The following is an 18,579-nucleotide window of genomic DNA, read 5'->3' on the forward strand; positions in this document are numbered from 1 at the left end:
CGCCGCCCGGCCGACGACGACCGAACCACCACAAGGACAACCATGAGACTCATCGCCTTCGTCAATGACCAGGGGCGGCCCGCGCTCGGCGCCCGGGTCGACGCCGACCACCTGCTCGACCTCACCGCCGCCGGCGCCCCCGCCACGCTGGACGAGGTGCTGCGCCAGGGCGAGGCCGGCTTTGCCGAGCTGCGCCGCACCCTCGATCGCGCCACCCGCCGCGTGCCCTTGGCCGGCCTGCGCTGGCTGCCCCCGGTGGCGGACCCGGCCAAGGCCTTCGCCATCGGCCTGAACTACCTGGACCACGCCGCTGAAAGCAACTTCGAGCCGCCGAAGTACCCGGTGGTGTTCCAGCGCTACCGCTCATCCTGGGTGGCCCACGAACAGCCGCTGGTGCGCCCGCGCGTGTCCACGCAGTTCGACTACGAAGCCGAGCTGGTCGCGGTCATCGGCAAGGGCGGTCGCCACATCGCGCCCGAGCGGGCGCTGGAACACGTGGCGGGTTATTCGATCTTCAACGACGGCTCCATCCGCGACTGGCAGCTGCGCACCAACCAGTGGCTGCTGGGCAAGAACTTCGACGCCAGCGGCTCCTTCGGCCCCGAGTTCGTCACCGCCGACGAGCTGCCCGAAGGCGCCAAGGGCCTGCGCGTGCAGTGCCGCCTGAACGGCCAGGTGCTGCAGGACGCCAACACGCGCGACATGATCTTCGACGTGGCCACGCTGGTGTCCACCTGCTCGTCGGCGATGGCGCTGCAGCCGGGCGACATCATCATCACCGGCACCCCGTCGGGCGTGGGCATGGCGCGCAAGCCGCCGGTGTGGATGAAGGCCGGCGACGTGTGCGAGGTGGAAGTCGAGAAGGTGGGGGTGCTGCGCAACCCGGTGGTGGACGAAGCGGCCTGAGGCCCGCCAGCCCCGGCTGGTGCCGCACTGGGGCCACCCAGCGGGTGCAGCTGGAGCCCCGACCATGACAACCCAGATCCCCACCCCCGACGCCCACCAGGAACTGCGCGAGGCGCTGCGCGACCTGTGCGGCCGCTTCGACAGCGCCTACTGGCAGAAGGTCGATGCCGAGCGCGGCTACCCCGAAGCTTTCGTCGACGCGCTGACCGAGGCCGGCTGGATGGCCGCGCTCATTCCGTCCGAATACGGCGGCTCGGGGCTGGGCCTGACCGAAGCCTCGGTGATCTTGGAGGAGATCAACTTCTCCGGTGGCAACTCGGGCGCGCTGCACGGGCAGATGTACAACATGAACACGGTGCTGCGGCACGGCTCGGACGAGCAGAAGCGCATCTACCTGCCGGACATCGCCGGCGGCAGGCTGCGACTGCAGTCCATGGCCGTGACCGAACCCACCACCGGCACCGACACCACCCAGCTCAAGACCACCGCGGTGAAGCAGGGCGACCGTTACGTGGTCGACGGCCAGAAGGTCTGGATCTCGCGCATCCAGCACTCCGACCTGATGATCCTGCTGGCCCGCACCACGCCGCTGTCGCAGGTGCGCAAGAAGAGCGATGGCATGAGCGTCTTCATCGTCGACCTGCACCGGGCCATCGGCAACGGCATGACGGTTCGGCCCATCATGAACATGGTGAATCACGAGACCCACGAGGTGTTCTTCGACGGGCTGGAGATTCCCGAGGAGAACCTCATCGGCGTCGAAGGCCAGGGCTTCCGGTACATCCTCGACGGGCTGAACGCCGAGCGCACGCTGATCGCCGCCGAATGCATCGGCGACGCCTACTGGTTCGTGAACAAGGCCCGCGCGTACGCCGCCGAACGCGTCGTCTTCAACCGCCCCATCGGCCAGAACCAGGGCGTCGCGTTCCCGATCGCCGACGCCTACATCGAGGCCGAGGCGGCCAACCTGATGCGCTTCAAGGCCTGTGCGTTGTTCGACGCGCACCAGCCTTGCGGGGCCGAGGCCAACATGGCCAAGTACCTGGCGGCCAAGGCCTCGTGGCAGGCCGCCGACATGTGCCTGCAGACGCACGGCGGCTTCGGCTTCGCGCACGAGTACGACGTGGAGCGCAAGTTCCGCGAGACGCGGCTCTACCAGGTGGCGCCGATCTCGACGAACCTGATCTACGCGTACGTGGCCGAGCACGTGCTGGGGCTGCCGCGGAGTTTTTGAGCGCGGACCGTGCCAGGGTCGCCGGCTTGTCTCAACCGCCAGCCGCCTCCGCTGACACCGAGCCTCGGCGGAACTCCCGGGGAGAGGCACCGTACCGCGCCTTGAACGAGCGGCTGAAGTGCGAGATGTCGCTGAAGCCCCAGGCGTAGGCGATCTCGCTGATGGTGCGGCGGGCCAGGCGAGGTTCCGCGAGATCTCGATGGCAACGCTCCAGCCGCAGTGTCCAGACCCATTTCATGAGCGGTTCCTGCTCGTCCTCGAACAAGCCGTGCACATGGCGAGGTGACAGCCGGACGGCTTCGGCAATGCTGGACGGGTCCAGTCGATGGTCGCCCAGGTTGGCATGGACATGGCGCCGGATCTGCTCCTTGTGCAGCGCGGCGATGCGGGAAGGCATGGACTGCTCACCGGCGATATCGAGAATGGCGGGCGCCAACAGGTGGGGGAGGGCGTCCGCCATGCGGTCCGCCGTCTCGGGCTTCATCGACGGCGCGCTGTCGAACAGCGCGTCGATGGCCGCCCTCAGCACGGCGCCGGGGCCGTGCCCGCCCGGGATGGGCTGGGCGGTGATGTCTTCCAGTCCGGGGACCAGGGCGAGCATGGTGGCCCGCGGCAGGTAGACCGACCGTGCCTCCATCTCACCGGTCGAGATGCTGAAGGGCCGGCAGGGATCGAGCACGAAGATGTCGCCCTCGCCGATGCTGTTGCCCCGCCCTCCCTGGGATACGAACACGTCGCCGCGCTGGTGCAGCGACACCAGCACCCGGACGTCCGGCCTCGGCGGGCCGCCTTGTGACGAAGTGAAGTGCGCCGAAAAGCGCAGCTGTGCCAGGCGCAGGTTCTGCCCGCCGTACGGCAGCAGTTCGGCCGACATCGGTCGGTCGGCGCTCATGAGCGTGAGGTCGGCCGCGAGCATGTCGCGCAGGCGGGCCTGCACGGCCTCGGGCCGGGAGATGCAGGGGAGCGGCATCTGCGGTCGGGCGCCGCCGTGGTCGGGGAAGGCGTGCGTAAGCGGCATGCGGTGTGTCTCCAGCGACGTCGAACGCGTCGTCGGCCCGCACTGTGCGGCGTGATGGACAGAAGTGGAAATGATTCTTCCCGATAGCACCCATAATTTGCGTGGATAGTTCGAATGGAGAGCGGCTTTGCGCATCAACAAGCTAGACCTCAACCAGCTCGCCTGCCTCGATGCCCTGCTCCAGGAGCGCAACGTCAGCCGCGCGGCCGAGCGGGTGCACCTGAGCCAGCCGGCGCTCAGTGCCACGCTCGCTCGCATGCGCGAGTACTTCGGTGACCCACTGCTCATACCCTCCGGCCGCACGCTGACCCTCACCCCGTTCGCGCACAGCCTGCTGGTGCCCATGCGCGACTTGCTGTTGCGGGCGCAGGCGCTGACCCAGCTGCGGCCCGAGGTGGATCCGGCCCGCTTCCAGCGTGACGTGACCATCGTGAGCTCGGATTACGTGCTGCACCTCCTGCTGACACGCGTGTTCGAGCGCGCTGCGATGGAAGCGCCGGGGCTCCGTTTCGAGGTGCGCTCCATCGGCGGGTATATCGAGCAGGAACTCGAACAAGGTGACGTGGACCTGGTGGTCTCGTTGGCCAGCGCGCTGATCCTCAAGGACCACCCCAGCGAAGAGGTCCTGCGCGACTCGTTCTGCTGCATCGCATGGGACGGCAACACCGAACTGGCCGCAGGCCTCACGCTCGAGGCCTATCTGCGCCTTGGACACGTGGTCACGCTGCTCGGGCGTGGGCGCGTGCCCACCCTGGACCAGCTTGCGGTCGAGCGGCTGGGCCTGGAGCGGCGGGTGGAGGTGCGGGTGCCGGGGTTCACCTTCCTGCCGTCCTGCGTGGTCGGTACGCAGCGCGTGGCGACGCTGCAGACCCACTTCGCCCGAATGCTTGCGACGCAATACCCCTTGCGTCTCCTGCCCTGTCCGATGCCGATCGAGGAGATCGTGACGGCGGTGCAGTGGCACAGGTACCAAACGATGGACCCGGTTGTGCGATGGGTGCGACAGGCCTTGCACGACGCCGCCCGCGCGGTGATCGCATCGGCGCCGGCGTCTCCCGTGGCCGCCCCCCGTCGGCCACCGCGCAGACGGCGCTAGCGCCTCATTTGGCCATCAGGCGCGATCCGTCCACTGGCTTTTGCAGGTAGCCCACTTCGCGCCCGATGCGACCGTAAACCTCGAAGTCAGCAGGGTTGAGGCTCACGGAGTAAGGCAGGGCCACGGGGGTCGTGAAGCCCAGGTGCTTGGCCTCGATGGCCTTGGCTTCGTCCGGGTTCTTGCGCATGAACTCGATCGCTTCCGTCAGTGATGCGCGAAAGGCCTGTGCCGCTTTCGGGTTCGCGTTCAGCCACTGCTGGCGCGCCACCCAGATGCCGCCCAGCAGGTCGGGGTTGACCTCTGCCACATAGTCCGCGAGCCGGTAGCCGGTCTGGTCGCTCACGATGCGCGAGCGGAACGGCTCCAGAACGGCCACCGCATCCACCGTGCCACCCTTGAGCAGGTCCTTCATCTGCGGAAACGAGGCCTCGACCAGGTTCACCTTGGAGGGCTGCACGCCTTGGTCGAGCAGCCACTTGCGCAGCAGCACGTCGGCGATGCTGCGCATTCCGGGCACGCCCACGCGCTTACCCTCCAGGTCCTTGGCGGACTTGACCGTGAGGCCGTTGCGGACCACCACGCTGAAGATGGCCGGGTCCTTCACGAAGCGGGTGCCGCCGGCGATGGCGGCCATGTCGAGGCCGCTGTCCGCGGTGTCGATCAGCACCGTGGGTGTGCTCACGCCGATTTGCAGGCTGCCCGACATGAGCGCGGCGGGGATGTTGGAGATGATCGCCACCTTGGTGAGCGTCACGTCCAGACCGTGCTTGTCGAAAATGCCCTTGTCCTTGGCGACCAGCGCCGGCACCCAGTCCCCGGCGGGCACGTAGCCCACGTTGACCTTGGTGGCCTGTGCCGATGCACCCAGGCTGGCCAGGCCGAGGGTGGCCATCCCCAGCAGGCGTGCAATCTGTCGTCCGATCATGTCTGTCTCCTTCGAGGTCGTGCGGAATGGATCAGGATGCCGAGTGCCCCGCATCGGCGGCGATCACGGATCCGGTGAGAAAGCGGGCGTCGTCGCTCGCCAGGAAGACCAGCGTCGCGGCCATCTCCTCGGGCGTGGCGAAGCGCTTGAGCAGCTGGCGTCCGGTCAGGCGCGCCAACAGCTCCGGGCGGTCCTCCGGCGGCACCGAGGCGAGCAGGTTCCTGGCCATCGGCGTGTCGATGCCCCCCGGGCACACGGCGTTGCAGCGGATCGCCGGGGCCAGCTCGGCGGCGAGTGCGCGCGTCAGGCCGACCACGGCGGCCTTGGAGGCGCAGTAGGCGCTCATCATCGGCAGGGCCACCAGGGCGCCCACCGAGGCGACGTTCACGATGGCTGCACAGGGCGACTGCCGCAGCAGCGGCACCGCAGCCTGCGCCGCCAGGAACTGGGCCATGCAGTTGATGCGCATCACGCGTTCGAACTGCGCGGCGCTGGTGTTCCCGACCGCGCCAGCGCCCAGCACCCCAGCCACGTTGCACAGGATGTCCAGCCGGCCGAAAGCGCGTTGCGCCATCTCCACCAGGGCCTGGTGGGTCTCGGGCGCGGCGACGTCGCCAGCCATGGCCACCGATTCGCTCCCGGCCCTCGTGGTCAGCGCGGCGGTTTCGCGCAAGCCGTCTTCATCCCGGTCGGTCAATACCAGCCGCGCGCCCTCGGCCGCCATGGCGAGGGCGGTGGCCCGGCCCAGGCCCCCGGCAGCCCCAGTGATGAGGGCGACCCGCCCCTGCAAGCGGCTCATGGCGCGGCCTCGTCCGGGGCTGGCTTGCCCGTGAGGCGCGCCCACAGCGAGGCCGGCCGGGAAGCTTCTGGATCTGCCTGCGGGGCCGGCGCCGGCTGCAGCTGCTCGTTGAAGTTCCTGAAGAAATCGGCCGCCATGCGCTGGGCTGCCATGTCCACCAGGCGCTGGCCGATCTGGGCGATCTTGCCGCCCACCGTCGCGGTCGCTGCGTAGTGCAGCACGGTCTGCTGGTCTGCGGTCGGCTCCAGCCGCACCGCCGCCTGTCCCTTGCCGTGGCCGGCCACGCCACCCTGGCCTTCGAACTGCAGCTCATAGGACTCGGGCGGCAGCTTGTTCGACAGCGCGAGCTTGCCCTTGAAGCGCGCTTTCACCGGTCCGATGGCGGCGAGCACCACGAGTTCGTAGCTGTCAACCCCGGTGCAGACCAGGGACTCGCAGCCCGGGATGCAGGCCTGCAGGATGGCGGTGTCGTTCAGGGCCCGCCAAGCGTCGTCCCGCGGGACGGGGAGGGTTTGCTGATTGCTGATCTTCATGGGTTTCAGATGGGTTGGGCGAGGGCGCGCAGCGACTCCTCGACGATGTCGGTCTGGGCGGCAATGGGCGCACGGGCCTGCTCGCGGCGGCCGATCTCCAGGGAGTTCTCCACGACCAGCCGGCAGCGCTCGTACCGGCGACGCATGAAGCCCGCGAGCGCTTGCGGCACGTCGTCGGCGTAGGCGAGCTCGTCGCCCAGCACCAGCGCGTCTTCGACGGCCATGCCGGCGCCGGAGGCGAGCTGCGGCGTGGTGGGATGCGCCGCATCGCCGATCAGCACGCAGGCGTCGCGGTGCCAGGGGGCCGGCAGCAGGAAGCCTTCCAGCGGCCGCAGCACGATGTTCGACTGGGGGCCGAGCGATCCGCGCAGCTCGGCCAGGATGCCGCCGTAGCCTTGCAGCAGGCGGGCCAGTTCGCTGGGCAGCACCGCGTCGGGCAGGACGGGGCGCCTGGGCGTGGTCTCCAGCAGGAACATGTACATCTGCTCGCGCGAAACCGGCGTGAGGCCCACCTTGACGGGCCCGCCGAGGAAGAAATGGCGGCGGTCGATCTCGGGCGGGCGCGGCGCGACGATCCGCCACACGCACTGTCCGGTGTACCGGGGCCGGGGTGCGTCCGGAAAGAGCAGTTCCCGCACCCGCGAAAACACGCCATCCGCGCCGACGACCAGGTCATAGTGGCCCTCGCTGCCGTCGGCCAGGCGCACCGACACGCCCGGTCCCTGCGGCACCAGCTGGTCCACGGTCAGCCCCAACCGTACGTGGGTGCCCACGGCCCTGGTGCGCTCGGACAGGATGCGGTGCAGCACGGGCCGCATGATCCCGCCGGTGCCGGGAACGTCGGCATCCGCGACCTGCGGCGTCGGCAGCACGGTGAGCGGGTGGCCGGCGGTGTCGCAGACCTGGATGCCCGAGCCCGTGTAGGCCGTGGCCATCACCTCGCCCAGAACCCCCAGGCTCTTGAAGGCGCGCAGCGTGGCGCCGGTGATGGTGATGCCGGCGCCGTAGACGCGCCAGTTGGGGTCGAGGTCGATCAGGTCGACCTCGTGGCCGAGTCGCCGCAGCGTGATCGCGGTCGACATGCCGCCGATGCCGCCGCCGACGATCAGCGCCTTCAGGGGAGTTTTCATGAGTGCTTGCGTGCCTGGGTTTCGATGTGGGCTGGGCGATGCGTGATGCAGGCTTGCTGCAGTTCGCTGGAGCGGTATTAGCCGTTCGCGGCACAGCGAGCGTCAATGCCTCGGAGCCGCGAGCGCGCTGGGAGGCAAGAGAGTCGGCGGCGTCGATCAACTCCGTGCCGGGCATCGCCGGACCTGCGGGTTTCTCCCAGTCGCGGGTTGCGACCCCAGTCAAGTTCCGTTTCCGCGAGGACCAAGCCGGTGGCGGGGCCCGCTCCTAGCATTCCGCTTTCCATGAATCCAGGAGACCGGACGTGACCGCCACGACCTCATCCCCGCCCGCCGCCGAGACCGGCATCGGCCAGTCCGCCCGGCGGGTGGAAGACAAGCGCTTCCTGACCGGCCGCGGCCGCTACATCGACGACATCACGCTGCCGCGCATGGCGCACGCCGCGCTCGTGCTCTCGCCCTATGCCCACGCCAGGATCCGGTCCATCGACACCGCGCAAGCCCTGGCCGCCCCGGGCGTACTGGCCGTGCTGACCGGGCAGGACGCACGGGCCGAAGGGCTGGGCGGCATGCCGCCCTTGTTCATGCCGGAAGACATGGGCGGGCCCAAAGGCCATCGCACCTACCGGCCCCTGCTGGCCACCGACCGCGCGCGATGCGTCGGCGATCGCGTGGCCTTCGTCGTGGCCGAAACACCGGCCCAGGCGCGCGACGCGGCCGAACTGGTGGAGGTGGACTACGAGCCGCTGGACGCCGTCGCCTCGCTGGAGGACGCGATGCGTGCGGACGCCCCGCTGGTCTGGGACGAAGCCCCTGGCAACCGCTGCTGCATGGTCATGTACGGTGATGCCGTGGCCACGGATGCCGCCTTCGCGTCGGCCCCGCACGTCACGCGGCTGAAGCTGCAGAACAACCGCCTGTCCGCCAACTCGATCGAGCCGCGCGGCGCCATCGGCCTGTGGAACGAGGCCGACGAGCAGTACACGCTGCACACCAGTTCGCAGAACCCGCACGGCGCGCGATCGATGTTGTGCAGCCATGTCTTCAAGGTGCCCGAGACCACGATGCGCGTGATCTCGCCCGACGTGGGCGGCGGCTTCGGCATGAAGGCCGATGCCTATCCGGAGGACGGTCTGGTGCTGTGGGCCTCGCGCCGCTGCGGCGGCCGGCCGGTCAAGTGGATTCCCACGCGCAGCGAGAGCCTGGCGACCGACAACCATGGCCGCGACCAGCTGGTCGAAGCCGAGATGGCGCTGGACCGCGCGGGCCGCATCCTCGGCGTGCGCGCCCGGTCGGCGCACGCCTTCGGCGCCTACGTGGTGTCGGCAGCGGTCGCGCCGTTGAACTTCGCGATCCGCTTCATTCCCAGCGTGTACGACGTGCCTGCCTTCCATGGCGTGAACGTCGGCGTCTTCACCCACACCTCGCCCACCGGCCCCTACCGCGGAGCCGGGCGGCCGGAAGCGGCCTACGTGATGGAGCGGCTGCTCGACCAGGCGGCGAACGAGCTGGGCCTGGAGCCGGCGGCCATCCGCGAGCGCAACTTCATCCGTCCCGAGCAGATGCCCTATGCCACGCACACGGGCTTCGTCTACGACAGCGGCGATTTCGGTGCGCTGCTGGATCGCTGCCTCGACCTGTCCGACGAGGCCGGGCTGGCCGCGCGCAAGGCGGATTCGCGCAGCCGGGGCCTGCTGCGCGGGCGCGGCATCGGGCTGTTCATCGAGCAGGGCGGCATCTTCAACGACCAGATGTCGCTGCGCTTCGACCCCGGCGGCACCGTCACCATCGTGGCGGGCACGCACTCGCATGGCCAGGGGCATGCCACGGTCTTCGCGCAGCTGGTGTCGGAGTGGCTCGGCGTGCCCTTCGAGACCGTGCGCTACGTGCAGGGGGACACCGACAAGGTGCCCTTCGGGCGCGGCACCTATGCGGCGCGCTCTTCCATGATCGGGGGCTGTGCGCTGCGCATGGCGGCCGACCGCATCATCGAGCAGGCGCTCCCGGTGGCTGCCCGCATGACCGGCAATGAGCCGGCTGGCATGTCCTTCGACCGCGGCATCTACACCGGCGCGAACGGCAAGCAGGTCACGCTGGCCGAGGTGGCGCGGGCGCACTTCATCAAGGCGGGTCCGATGGCGCAGCTGGGCGCCGGACTGCAGGCCACGGGCACCTGGAACACCGATCCGCCCAACTTCCCCAATGGCTGCCACATCTGCGAAGTCGAGATCGACCCGGAGACCGGCCACGTGCACATCGACCGCTACAGCGCCGTGGACGACATCGGGCGCGCGCTCAACCCCATGATCTGCAAGGGGCAGATCCAGGGCGGCGTGGCGCAGGGTATCGGCCAGGCCTTGCACGAGCACCTGGTGTACGACCGCGAGTCGGGCCAGCTCGTCACTGGCAGTTTCATGGACTACGGCATGCCGCGCGCCGATGACCTGCCCTCGTTCGACCTGCGCTTTGCCAAGGTGCCATGCACGACCAATCCGCTGGGCGTCAAGGCCGTGGGCGAGGCCGGGACTATCGGCGCACCACCGGCCGTGATGAACGCGGTGCTCGATGCCCTGCGCCCGCTCGGTATCCATCACCTGGACATGCCCGCCACGCCGCTGAAGGTCTGGACCGCCATCCGCGAGGCCAGCGACATGGCCCGCACCCACGAACGCTGAACGAGGCCACCATGAATGTTTCACTCACCGTCAACGGCAAACCCGTCGAATGCGATATCGAGGAACGGACGCTGTTGTCCGACCTCCTGCGCGAGCAGCTCGGCCTGACCGGCACCCACCGTGGCTGCGACACGGCTCAATGCGGCGCCTGCACCGTGCACCTGGACGGGGTCGCGGTGAAGTCATGCAACCTGCTGGCCCTGCAGGCGGCAGGCGGCTCGGTGACCACGATCGAAAGAATCGCCGCGGGCGACGGATCGCTGCACCCGATGCAGGAAGCCTTTCGTGAGTGCCACGGCCTGCAGTGCGGCTTCTGCACGCCCGGGATGGTGATGAGCGCGATCGACCTGGTGCGCCGCTGCCCGGAGCCCGACGTCGGCGCCATCCGCGAGGGGCTCGAAGGCAACCTGTGCCGGTGCACGGGGTACGACAACATCGTCCAGGCCGTTGCCCTGGGCGCCCGTCACATGCGCGGCTGAAGGGCGGTGGCCATGTATCCGTTTCAATATCACCGCGCGACCAGCGTGGCCGATGCCATCGACGCGATGGACGCGGTCGATGACGGCAAGTTCCTCGCCGGCGGCCAGACCTTGTTGGCATCTCTGAAGCTGCGGCTGGCTCGGCCCGACCGGCTGGTGGACATCGGCGGCATCCCGGAACTGCGGGGCGTGTTCATGGATGGCGATCACATCCGCATCGGCGCGATGACCAGGCATGCGGATGTCGCGGCATCGCGCCACCTTGCCGAGGCCATCCCGGCGCTGGCCCGGCTCGCCGGTGGCATCGGCGATCCGATGGTGCGCCATCGGGGCACGCTGGGCGGCTCGATCGCCAATGCCGACCCGGCCGCCGACTATCCGGCGGCTGTGCTGGGGTTGGGCGCCACCGTCATCACCTCGCGCCGGCGCATCGCCGGGGACGCGTTCTTCCGCGGTTTGTTCGAGACGGCGCTGGCACCCGGGGAAATGATCACGGCGGTGGAGTTCCCCGTCCCCCGACGCGCGGCCTACGTGAAGTTCCGCCACCCGGCATCGCGCTTCGCGCTGGTGGGTGTGTTCGTGGCCGACACGGCCGCCGGGCCGCGCGTGGCAGTCACCGGTGCGGCTGCCTCGGTGTTCCGCCTGGAGGCTTTCGAATCCGAGCTCGCCCGGAACTTCACGGTCGGAGCGCTGGCCGATCTGTCCGTCGATCCGGGCGAGTTCAACAGCGACCTGCACGCCAGCGCCGAGTACCGGGCCCAACTCGTGGGTGTCATCGCGCGGCGCGCCGTTGCCGCCGCCCTGGCATGAACGCACAACTCGAAGGACTGGGCATGCGATCTCCCAAACTGAACGTGGCGCTGCAGGTGCGTAACCTGGTGATGCGTTTCGGCGAACGCACCGTGATCGACCGGCTGGGCTTCACGGTGGTGCCGGGCGAGTTCCTTTGCATCGTCGGCGCATCCGGCTGCGGCAAGACCACCCTCCTGCGGATCCTGGCCGGCCTGACCCTGCCGACCGAGGGCGAGGTGCGCTTCGAGGGCCAGCCGATCACCGATACGGCGCGCGAGCGTGCCATCGTCTTCCAGGACTATGGCCGTGCCCTGCTGCCCTGGCGTACGGTGGCCGGCAACATCGCGCTCGCCCTGGAGTGCTGCGGAGTACCGACCGGGGAGCATGCCGCGCGCACAGCCGAACTGGCGGCCACGATGGGCCTGGGCGCGTCGATCGACCGGTATCCCAACCAGCTCTCCGGCGGCATGCAGCAGCGCGTGCAGATCGCGCGCTGCCTGGCGCAAAGCCCGCGCCTGCTGCTGATGGACGAGCCCTTCGGCGCCCTCGACGCCATCACGCGGCAGCACCTCCAGGACGAAGTGGCTGGGCTGGCGCAGTCGCAGGGGACCACAGTGGTCTTCATCACGCACGACCTGGAGGAGGCGATCTATCTGGGTGACCGCGTGATCGTGCTGGGCAGCAATCCGGGGCGCATCGTGGAGGAGGTCTCGGTCGACATTCCGCGCCCGCGAGACCAGCTCTCCACGCGTGAGCATCCTGAGTTCCTCTCGTTGCGGCATCGCCTGCACGGGCTGCTGGAGGGCCACTGATGCGGCGCCGCGCCTGGCTGGGATGGGTTCTTCCGGTGGCCCTGCTGGCCGTTTGGGAGTTGATGTGGCATGTGCCTGGTTATCGTTTCGAGACGGTTTCCCGGCCGGTCGAGGTGGTGAAGGCGCTGGCGGTGGGCTTGGCCGATGGCAGCCTGTGGCTGGCGACACGCGAGACTTTCGAGGCCGCGCTGGCAGGTTTCTCGATTGCTGCGATCGCCGGCATTGGCATCGGCATCGCCCTGGGACTCATGCCGCGGCTGGAGCGGGTGATGGCGCCGTCGATCGATGCCATGCGTCCCGTGCCATCGGTCGCACTGATCCCGCTGGCCCTGATGTTGTTCGGCTTCGGCGTCTGGATGGAAGCCGCGGTGATCGCGTTCGCCTGCTTTTGGCCGATCCTGCTGGTCACCATCGCCGCGGTGCGCGGCATCGAACCGCGCTTGCTCGAAGTGGCGCGGGTGCTGCGGATGTCGGTGGTCCGGCGCACCGTGCGCATCGTGTTGCCGGCCGCGCTGGCCCGGATCGCGGTGGGTCTGCGGCTCGCGCTGGCCATTGCGCTCGTGGTCGCCGTGACGGTGGAGATCGTGCTCAATCCGCGGGGATTGGGTCACGCCATGATGTCGTCGCAGCAGGCACTGCGTTTCGATCAGATGTACGCACAGCTGGTGTGGATCGGCTTGATGGGGTGGGCCGTGGGTGCGGTGGCGCAACGCGTCCTGCGCTGGCCCGGGGTGAGCGAGTCGGCCGGAGGAGCACGATGATGAAGAAGAGCCACGCCTGGATCGAGCGCGCGGCGGCACTCGGCTTCGCGGCCAGCGTGCTGCTGCTCTGGCAACTGCTCGCGGCGACCGAATTCATCTCGCCCTTGTTTTTTCCCTCCCCGGGGCGAACCTTGTCGGAGCTGTGGGCGCAGGCGTCGGACGGACGCCTCTGGGCTCCGCTGCTCGCCTCCACGCAGCGCATGGTGCTGGGCTGGCTCGTGGCCTCGCTGCTGGGCGTGGTGGCAGGCGCGCTGATCGCGAGCTCGCGGACTGTTCACCAGCTGTTCAACCCTTTGCTGGAGTTCCTGCGGCCGCTGCCGGCGGCGGCGGTCATTCCGGTCGCCATCCTGGCGTTTGGACTGTCGGACCGCATGTCCACGGCAGTCATCGCATTCGGCTCGATTTGGCCCGTCCTGCTGGCGAGCGTGCATGGCTTCAGCGCCGTCGACGAGCGCCTGCACGAGGTCAGCCGTGCGCTGCGGATGCCCATGGTGGCCCGCTTCTGGAAAGTAGCGCTGCCCAGCGCCCTACCGGACATCCTGGCTGGCGCGCGGGTCGGCCTTGCGGTGGCGCTGATCCTGGCCGTGGTGACCGAGATGCAGGCCTCGTTGCCCGGCATCGGGCAGAACCTCCTGATGGCCCAGCGCGCGTTCCGCACGCCCGAGCTGTACGCGGGCGTCGTCGTCCTGGGGCTGCTCGGCTTCGTCGCTTCGGCGCTGCTCACCGGCATCGAACGGCGCATGCTGCGCTGGCGCGAGCGGCCCTGATGGGCGTGCGGGAGCGCCCGGAGGGCTGTGGCACAGTCCGGCGCCTGTGCGCCCGAGTGGCGTGTGCTCCCCATGACCCCCCACGCCGTCATCGACTTCTCCGCCGGCGACCTGGACCCCATCCAGGTCGCCTTCGCCACGCCCGAGATCGAACTCGCCGCCTGGCTCCCGTCCGAGGTGCACGCCGTCCTGCAATCGGTGGACGACTGGGCGCGGCGCGGCTACTGGTGCGTGGGCTACCTGCGCCACGAGGCCGCCACCGCCTTCGAGCCGCGTGCCGCGGTGCACGCCGCCGACGGACCGCTCGCCTGGTTCTCGGTGCACCGCGAGCCGGTGGCTTTTCCGGCCACCGACCTGGAGGCGGCTGAAGCGTTGAAGTGGAAGCCCATGCTGGACCGCGCCGGTTTCGATGCCGGTATTGAGCGCATCCACCAGGCCATCGCCGATGGCGAGGTCTACCAGGTCAACTACACCGCCGCCTGGGACGCGGCATTCGCGGGTGACCCGTTCGCGCTGTTTTGCGCATTGCGGCGCGCGCAGCCAAGAGCCAATGCGGCCTTCCTGTCGAACGCCCACGAGCAGGTGCTGAGCGTCTCGCCGGAGCTGTTCTTCGACTGGCACGGCGAGGTGCTGCGCTGCGCGCCCATGAAGGGCACGACCGCGCGCGGCGACTCGCCGGAGAGCGACCGCGCGCAGGCCGAGGCCCTGCGCGCGAGTGCCAAGGAGCGGGCCGAGAACGTGATGATCGTGGACCTGATCCGCAACGACCTCTCGCGGTTGGCCGAACCCGGCTCGGTCCAGGTGCCGCGACTGTTCCATTGCGAAGGCTGGCCCACGGTGTGGCAGATGACCTCGCAGGTGCAGGCGCGAACCCGGCCCGGCACGCGCCTGGCCGATGTCTTCGGCGCGCTCTTTCCCTGCGGCTCGGTGACTGGGGCGCCCAAGCTGCGGGCGATGCACTGGATCCGCGAACTCGAACCCCAGCCGCGCGGCGTGTACTGCGGTGCGGTGGGCGTGGTGCGCCCCGGGGGCGATGCGCGGTTCAATGTGCCGATCCGCACGGTGGTCGTGCGCGAGGGGCGCGCGCGCTGCGGCATCGGCAGCGGCATCACCTGGGACGCCGAGGCGGATGCCGAGTGGCGCGAGTGGTCGCAGAAGGCCGCGTTCCTGGAGCAGGCCGCGCAGCCGTTTCAGTTGCTGCAGACGCTGCGCCACGACAGCGGCCAGTGGCATGGCCTGGCCTTGCACCTCGACCGCCTGGCCGCCGCGGCCGAACACTTCGGCTTCCTCTTCGACCGTGCGGGCGTGCAGGCCCGGTTGGCCGCCGCCCTGCGCGGACGGGCCGGCGAGGGCCGCAGCCGGGTGCGGGTCATGGTCGATCCCGCGGGCCGCGCGCAGGTGGACGTGTCGCCGCCGCCGGCCACGCCCGAGGGCACGTTGCGGGTGCGGCTGGCCTCGCGGCCGATCGATGCGCCCATGGCCTTCCTGCGCCACAAGACCACGCGCCGCGCGCACTACGAGGCATTCGACGCGGATGCGGATGGCTGCTTCGACGCGCTGCTGTGGAACGCGGCCGGCGAGGTGACCGAGTTCACCCGCGGCAACGTCGTCGTGGAGTTCGACGACGGCCGCATCGTGACGCCGCCCCTGTCGTGTGGACTGCTCGACGGCGTCGGCCGCGCCATGGAGCTGGCCGCCGGCGGCGTGCAGGAGGCCGTGGTGCGGGTCGGTGACCTCGCCCGCGCGCGGCGCATCTGGTTCGTCAATGCCCTGCGCGGGCGCCTGCCGGTGCGGCTGGAGCGGTAGGCCCGCCCGTCATGCGTGCGTGGCGGCCTCGACCTGCAGCGGCAGGCTCTGGCCGAACACGTACGACTCCATGGCCAGCACGCCGTGGCGGATGCCGCCGTCGAGCACGGTCGTCGGTGTGCTCGCGCAGGCGGCGCCGGCCGCCACCAGCAGCGGCAGGAAGTGCTCGCTGGTCGGATGCGCGCGCGAGGCGTGCGGGGCCTGCTCCAGCGCCCGTGCGAGCCGGCCGGTGTCGCCTTGCACGACCGCCTCGCGGATCCACTCGGTGAACTCGCGGGCGTAGCTCGCCTCGGCGGCGTCGCCCCCCATCCGGAACTCGTGGAGGTTGTGCGTGAGGCTGCCGGAGCCGACGATCAGCACGCCTTCATGCGCCAGCGGCGCCAGGGCGCGCCCGAGGGCGAGGGCCTTGGCCGCGTCGGTATCGACGGGCAGTGAGACCTGCACCACCGGCACGTCGGCCTCGGGGACCATGTGCAGCAGCGGCACCCAGGCGCCGTGGTCCAGGCCGCGGCCGGTGTCCAGCGACGCCTGGATGCCCTGCGCTGCCAGCGCCTGCTGCGCCCGCGCCGCCAGTCCGGGTGAGCCGGGCGCCGGGTACCGGATGGCATAGAGCGCGCGCGGAAAGCCGCCGAAGTCGTGCACCGTCCCGGGCTGCTCCGTGGCCGTGATCTCCACGCCCCGCGTCATCCAGTGGGGCGAGACGACCAGGATGGCGCGGGGCTTGCCCAGCGCCCGCCCCAGGGCGCGCAGTTGCGCACCCGCCAGGCCGGGCTCGATGGCAAACGTGGGGGCGCCGTGCGAGACGAAGACGGTGGGAAGCGCGGTCATGCGGTTGTCCTGGGGGTGTGGGCTCAGTCCTGCGCGCGGCTGAGGGCGCGGTCCACCGAAGCGCGACCCGCGCCCGAAAAGAGCAGGGCGACCGTGACCGCGAGCAGGGCCAGCGCGAATTCATAGCCGTTGTTGGCGACGAACAGGCCCTTGTCGATGTGGGTGCTGAAGATCGCGACCACCATGGCGAAAGCCAGCGCGGCGGACGCCGGGCGCACCAGCAGGCCGGCGATGAGCGCCAGTCCGCCGAAGAACTCGGCAGCACCGGCCAGCAGCGCCATGAGGTAGCCGGGCGACAGGCCGATGGAGTCCATCCACTGGCCGGTGCCTTCCAGGCCATAGCCGCCGAACCAGCCGAAGAGCTTTTGCGCGCCGTGGGCCGCGAAGATGATGCCCACGGGCAGGCGCAGGGCGAGGGCGCCCCAACCGGCGTCGGTGGCGAGAAGTCGTCGGGTGAAGGTGGCGTGGCTCACAAGTGGTCCTTTCGATCGTGAAGTCGCGGGTCGGTCGTGGCACCCCGGCTGGGGCGCACGGCCAGCACGGAACCCAGTCTATTGGCGCTGGGAAATTGGATAAACCGCTTGAATCGAGATGGTTCGTTCACCAAAATGAGCCAATGGACAAGTACCAGGAGATGCGGGCCTTCGCGGCGGTGGTCGATGCCGGCAGCTTCGTGGCCGCGGCCGACGCGGTCGGCATGTCCAAGGCGGCGGTTTCGCGCCACGTGTCCGAGCTGGAGCAGCGCCTGGGGTCCAGGCTGCTGCATCGCACCACCCGCAAGCTGTCGCTCACGGCCGAAGGCGAGGTGTTCCTGGCCCGGTGCCGCGACATCCTGGCCAGCATCGACGAGTCGGAGGCCGAGATCTCCACCCGCAGCCACACCGCCAGCGGCCTGCTCAAGGTGAGCGTGCCGGTGAGCTTCGGCATCCAGCACCTGGCGCCGCTGTGGAGCGAGTTCATGCAGGCCCATCCCCGGGTGTCGCTCGACGTGCAGCTGGCCGACCGCATCATGGACCTGGTCGACGAAGGATTCGATCTGGCCGTGCGCATCGCCCGGCTGCCCGATTCCTCGCTGGTCTCGCGCCAGCTCGCGTCGACCCGGCTGGTGCTGTGCGCGTCGCCGCGGTACCTGCGCGCGCGGGGCACCCCTGGGCACCCGAGCGAGCTGGCCGACCACGACGTGATCGGCTACAGCCTGTTCGCCATGGGTGACCAGTGGCAATTCAGCGGACCCGGGGGGCCCGTCACGATCAAGGTCCGGCCGCGCCTGTGGTCCAACAACGGCGATACCTGCGTGGCCGCCTGCGTGCGGGGCGCCGGCATCCAGCTGCAGCCCACCTTCCTGGTGGCGCCCGCGCTGGCATCCGGGCAGCTGGTGGAGGTGCTGCCGTCCTACCGGCCGATGGAGCTGGGCATCTACGCGGTCTACCCGACGCGCAAGTTCGTGATGCCCAAGGTGCGGGCCCTGGTGGAGTTCCTCTCGGTGAAACTGGCCCAGGCGGACTGGGCGAGCGGAAGCACGCAGAATGAATCCGCGCCGCGACGGCGCTCCCTGCGCACACCCACCCACCACAAGGAGCTCCCATGACCCTGATCGACCGACCGAATGCCGCCCACGACGCGCTGGCCCTGGTAGGGCGGCTGTTGATCGCCTGGATGTTCATCCCGGCCGGCTGGGCCAAGATCGGCGGCTTCGCCGGCAGCGTCGCCTACGCCACTTCAGCGGGGCTGCCCCTGCCGCAGGTCGGGGTGGCCGTGGGGCTGGTGGTCGAACTGGTGGGCGGGCTGATGCTGCTGGTCGGTTTCAAGACGCGCTGGGCCGCGCTGGCGCTGGCGCTCTTCACCCTCGTGGCCAGTTTCTTCTTCCACGCCTACTGGGCCATGCCCGAGGCGCAGCAGATGATGCAGAAGTTGATGTTCGACAAGAACATGGCCATCGTCGGCGGCCTGCTGGCCTTCGTGGCCTTCGGGCCCGGGCGCTGGAGCATGGACGGGCGCCGCGGGGCCTGAAGCCCCGCATC

Annotated in this window: 19 protein-coding genes; 12 read left to right on the forward strand and 7 right to left on the reverse strand. The window is 69.8% G+C overall.

Features of this window, described 5'->3' with window-relative positions:
- The first annotated feature begins 42 nt into the window (after positions 1 to 42).
- Both JI739_RS23615 and JI739_RS23620 read left to right on the forward strand, forming a co-directional pair.
- A complete protein-coding gene (locus JI739_RS23615) occupies positions 43 to 906 on the forward strand; it encodes a fumarylacetoacetate hydrolase family protein (RefSeq protein WP_201686485.1) in 864 nt (287 codons plus the stop codon).
- Between the two features lie 64 nt (positions 907 to 970).
- Positions 971 to 2,140, forward strand: a complete 1,170-nt coding sequence (locus JI739_RS23620; protein WP_201686486.1) for an acyl-CoA dehydrogenase family protein — start codon at positions 971 to 973, stop codon at positions 2,138 to 2,140.
- Positions 2,141 to 2,171: 31 nt separating this feature from the next.
- Here JI739_RS23620 and JI739_RS23625 read toward each other — a convergent pair whose 3' ends face one another.
- Entirely contained in the window at positions 2,172 to 3,158 is a 987-nt protein-coding gene (locus tag JI739_RS23625; RefSeq protein WP_201686487.1) for a helix-turn-helix domain-containing protein, read from the reverse strand.
- Between the two features lie 127 nt (positions 3,159 to 3,285).
- Here JI739_RS23625 and JI739_RS23630 point away from each other — a divergent pair, with 127 nt between their 5' ends.
- Complete coding sequence (locus JI739_RS23630; RefSeq protein ID WP_201686488.1) at positions 3,286 to 4,254, forward strand: LysR family transcriptional regulator; 969 nt, start codon at positions 3,286 to 3,288, stop codon at positions 4,252 to 4,254.
- Positions 4,255 to 4,258: 4 nt separating this feature from the next.
- On the opposite strand, the gene JI739_RS23635 is transcribed toward JI739_RS23630, so the two are convergent.
- Genes JI739_RS23635 through JI739_RS23650 form a run of 4 tightly spaced genes read right to left on the reverse strand, consistent with a single transcriptional unit; the run spans position 4,259 to position 7,641 of the window.
- Positions 4,259 to 5,179: an ABC transporter substrate-binding protein gene (locus JI739_RS23635; protein WP_201686489.1), complete on the reverse strand. Its 921-nt coding sequence runs from the start codon at positions 5,177 to 5,179 to the stop codon at positions 4,259 to 4,261.
- Positions 5,180 to 5,210: 31 nt separating this feature from the next.
- Positions 5,211 to 5,978, reverse strand: coding sequence for an SDR family NAD(P)-dependent oxidoreductase (locus JI739_RS23640; RefSeq protein WP_201686490.1), 768 nt, complete (start codon positions 5,976 to 5,978; stop codon positions 5,211 to 5,213).
- Positions 5,975 to 6,511 carry an SRPBCC family protein gene (locus JI739_RS23645; RefSeq protein WP_201686491.1) on the reverse strand — a complete coding sequence of 179 codons (537 nt, stop codon included), beginning with the start codon at positions 6,509 to 6,511 and terminating at the stop codon, positions 5,975 to 5,977. The genes JI739_RS23640 and JI739_RS23645 overlap by 4 nt, the downstream gene beginning before the upstream one ends.
- Positions 6,512 to 6,516: 5 nt before the next feature.
- Positions 6,517 to 7,641 (reverse strand): FAD-dependent oxidoreductase, encoded by a 1,125-nt coding sequence (locus JI739_RS23650; protein ID WP_201686492.1) that lies wholly within the window; start codon positions 7,639 to 7,641, stop codon positions 6,517 to 6,519.
- Between the two features lie 302 nt (positions 7,642 to 7,943).
- On the opposite strand from JI739_RS23650, the gene JI739_RS23655 reads away from it, so the two are divergent.
- The 7 genes from JI739_RS23655 (at position 7,944) to pabB (ending at position 15,730) form a co-directional block, all read left to right on the forward strand.
- A complete protein-coding gene (locus JI739_RS23655) occupies positions 7,944 to 10,313 on the forward strand; it encodes a xanthine dehydrogenase family protein molybdopterin-binding subunit (protein ID WP_354003795.1) in 2,370 nt (789 codons plus the stop codon).
- Positions 10,314 to 10,324: 11 nt separating this feature from the next.
- Positions 10,325 to 10,792 (forward strand): (2Fe-2S)-binding protein, encoded by a 468-nt coding sequence (locus tag JI739_RS23660; RefSeq protein WP_201686493.1) that lies wholly within the window; start codon positions 10,325 to 10,327, stop codon positions 10,790 to 10,792.
- Positions 10,793 to 10,804: 12 nt separating this feature from the next.
- Complete coding sequence (locus tag JI739_RS23665) at positions 10,805 to 11,602, forward strand: FAD binding domain-containing protein (RefSeq protein ID WP_201686494.1); 798 nt, start codon at positions 10,805 to 10,807, stop codon at positions 11,600 to 11,602.
- 23 nt (positions 11,603 to 11,625) lie between these two features.
- Positions 11,626 to 12,396 carry an ABC transporter ATP-binding protein gene (locus JI739_RS23670; RefSeq protein WP_354003796.1) on the forward strand — a complete coding sequence of 257 codons (771 nt, stop codon included), beginning with the start codon at positions 11,626 to 11,628 and terminating at the stop codon, positions 12,394 to 12,396.
- Positions 12,396 to 13,157, forward strand: coding sequence for an ABC transporter permease (locus tag JI739_RS23675; protein ID WP_201686495.1), 762 nt, complete (start codon positions 12,396 to 12,398; stop codon positions 13,155 to 13,157). Before JI739_RS23670 ends, JI739_RS23675 begins: the two co-directional genes overlap by 1 nt.
- Complete coding sequence (locus JI739_RS23680) at positions 13,157 to 13,924, forward strand: ABC transporter permease (protein WP_201686496.1); 768 nt, start codon at positions 13,157 to 13,159, stop codon at positions 13,922 to 13,924. Before JI739_RS23675 ends, JI739_RS23680 begins: the two co-directional genes overlap by 1 nt.
- Positions 13,925 to 13,996: 72 nt before the next feature.
- Positions 13,997 to 15,730, forward strand: coding sequence for an aminodeoxychorismate synthase component I (gene pabB / locus JI739_RS23685; RefSeq protein ID WP_201686497.1), 1,734 nt, complete (start codon positions 13,997 to 13,999; stop codon positions 15,728 to 15,730).
- Positions 15,731 to 15,739: 9 nt separating this feature from the next.
- Here the strand turns inward: pabB and JI739_RS23690 are convergent, their stop codons facing one another.
- Both JI739_RS23690 and JI739_RS23695 read right to left on the reverse strand, forming a co-directional pair.
- The gene (locus JI739_RS23690; RefSeq protein WP_201686498.1) at positions 15,740 to 16,558 is read right to left on the reverse strand and encodes a DODA-type extradiol aromatic ring-opening family dioxygenase; all 819 of its coding nucleotides are present in this window, start codon (positions 16,556 to 16,558) and stop codon (positions 15,740 to 15,742) included.
- Positions 16,559 to 16,581: 23 nt separating this feature from the next.
- The gene (locus JI739_RS23695; RefSeq protein ID WP_201686499.1) at positions 16,582 to 17,031 is read right to left on the reverse strand and encodes a DoxX family protein; all 450 of its coding nucleotides are present in this window, start codon (positions 17,029 to 17,031) and stop codon (positions 16,582 to 16,584) included.
- 143 nt (positions 17,032 to 17,174) lie between these two features.
- Here JI739_RS23695 and JI739_RS23700 point away from each other — a divergent pair, with 143 nt between their 5' ends.
- Positions 17,175 to 18,146, forward strand: coding sequence for a LysR family transcriptional regulator (locus JI739_RS23700; protein ID WP_201686500.1), 972 nt, complete (start codon positions 17,175 to 17,177; stop codon positions 18,144 to 18,146).
- On the forward strand, positions 18,143 to 18,568 hold the full coding sequence (locus JI739_RS23705) for a DoxX family protein (protein WP_201686501.1): 426 nt from the start codon (positions 18,143 to 18,145) through the stop codon (positions 18,566 to 18,568). Before JI739_RS23700 ends, JI739_RS23705 begins: the two co-directional genes overlap by 4 nt.
- Positions 18,569 to 18,579: the final 11 nt, after the last annotated feature.

It is taken from the genome of Ramlibacter aurantiacus, assembly GCF_016722895.1.
Lineage (GTDB): Bacteria > Pseudomonadota > Gammaproteobacteria > Burkholderiales > Burkholderiaceae_C > Ramlibacter > Ramlibacter aurantiacus.

What these genes read in the sequence shown, in the direction of transcription:
- JI739_RS23625 (WP_201686487.1), bottom strand. Translation starts at nt 3,158, where the DNA reads ATGCCGCTTACGCACGCCTTCCCCGACCACGGCGGCGCCCGACCGCAG.
- JI739_RS23680 (WP_201686496.1), top strand. Translation starts at nt 13,157, where the DNA reads ATGAAGAAGAGCCACGCCTGGATCGAGCGCGCGGCGGCACTCGGCTTC.
- JI739_RS23670 (WP_354003796.1), top strand. Translation starts at nt 11,626, where the DNA reads ATGCGATCTCCCAAACTGAACGTGGCGCTGCAGGTGCGTAACCTGGTG.
- pabB (WP_201686497.1), top strand. Translation starts at nt 13,997, where the DNA reads ATGACCCCCCACGCCGTCATCGACTTCTCCGCCGGCGACCTGGACCCC.
- JI739_RS23635 (WP_201686489.1), bottom strand. Translation starts at nt 5,179, where the DNA reads ATGATCGGACGACAGATTGCACGCCTGCTGGGGATGGCCACCCTCGGC.
- JI739_RS23615 (WP_201686485.1), top strand. Translation starts at nt 43, where the DNA reads ATGAGACTCATCGCCTTCGTCAATGACCAGGGGCGGCCCGCGCTCGGC.
- JI739_RS23700 (WP_201686500.1), top strand. Translation starts at nt 17,175, where the DNA reads ATGGACAAGTACCAGGAGATGCGGGCCTTCGCGGCGGTGGTCGATGCC.
- JI739_RS23640 (WP_201686490.1), bottom strand. Translation starts at nt 5,978, where the DNA reads ATGAGCCGCTTGCAGGGGCGGGTCGCCCTCATCACTGGGGCTGCCGGG.
- JI739_RS23645 (WP_201686491.1), bottom strand. Translation starts at nt 6,511, where the DNA reads ATGAAGATCAGCAATCAGCAAACCCTCCCCGTCCCGCGGGACGACGCT.
- JI739_RS23665 (WP_201686494.1), top strand. Translation starts at nt 10,805, where the DNA reads ATGTATCCGTTTCAATATCACCGCGCGACCAGCGTGGCCGATGCCATC.
- JI739_RS23705 (WP_201686501.1), top strand. Translation starts at nt 18,143, where the DNA reads ATGACCCTGATCGACCGACCGAATGCCGCCCACGACGCGCTGGCCCTG.
- JI739_RS23650 (WP_201686492.1), bottom strand. Translation starts at nt 7,641, where the DNA reads ATGAAAACTCCCCTGAAGGCGCTGATCGTCGGCGGCGGCATCGGCGGC.
- JI739_RS23690 (WP_201686498.1), bottom strand. Translation starts at nt 16,558, where the DNA reads ATGACCGCGCTTCCCACCGTCTTCGTCTCGCACGGCGCCCCCACGTTT.
- JI739_RS23660 (WP_201686493.1), top strand. Translation starts at nt 10,325, where the DNA reads ATGAATGTTTCACTCACCGTCAACGGCAAACCCGTCGAATGCGATATC.
- JI739_RS23620 (WP_201686486.1), top strand. Translation starts at nt 971, where the DNA reads ATGACAACCCAGATCCCCACCCCCGACGCCCACCAGGAACTGCGCGAG.
- JI739_RS23675 (WP_201686495.1), top strand. Translation starts at nt 12,396, where the DNA reads ATGCGGCGCCGCGCCTGGCTGGGATGGGTTCTTCCGGTGGCCCTGCTG.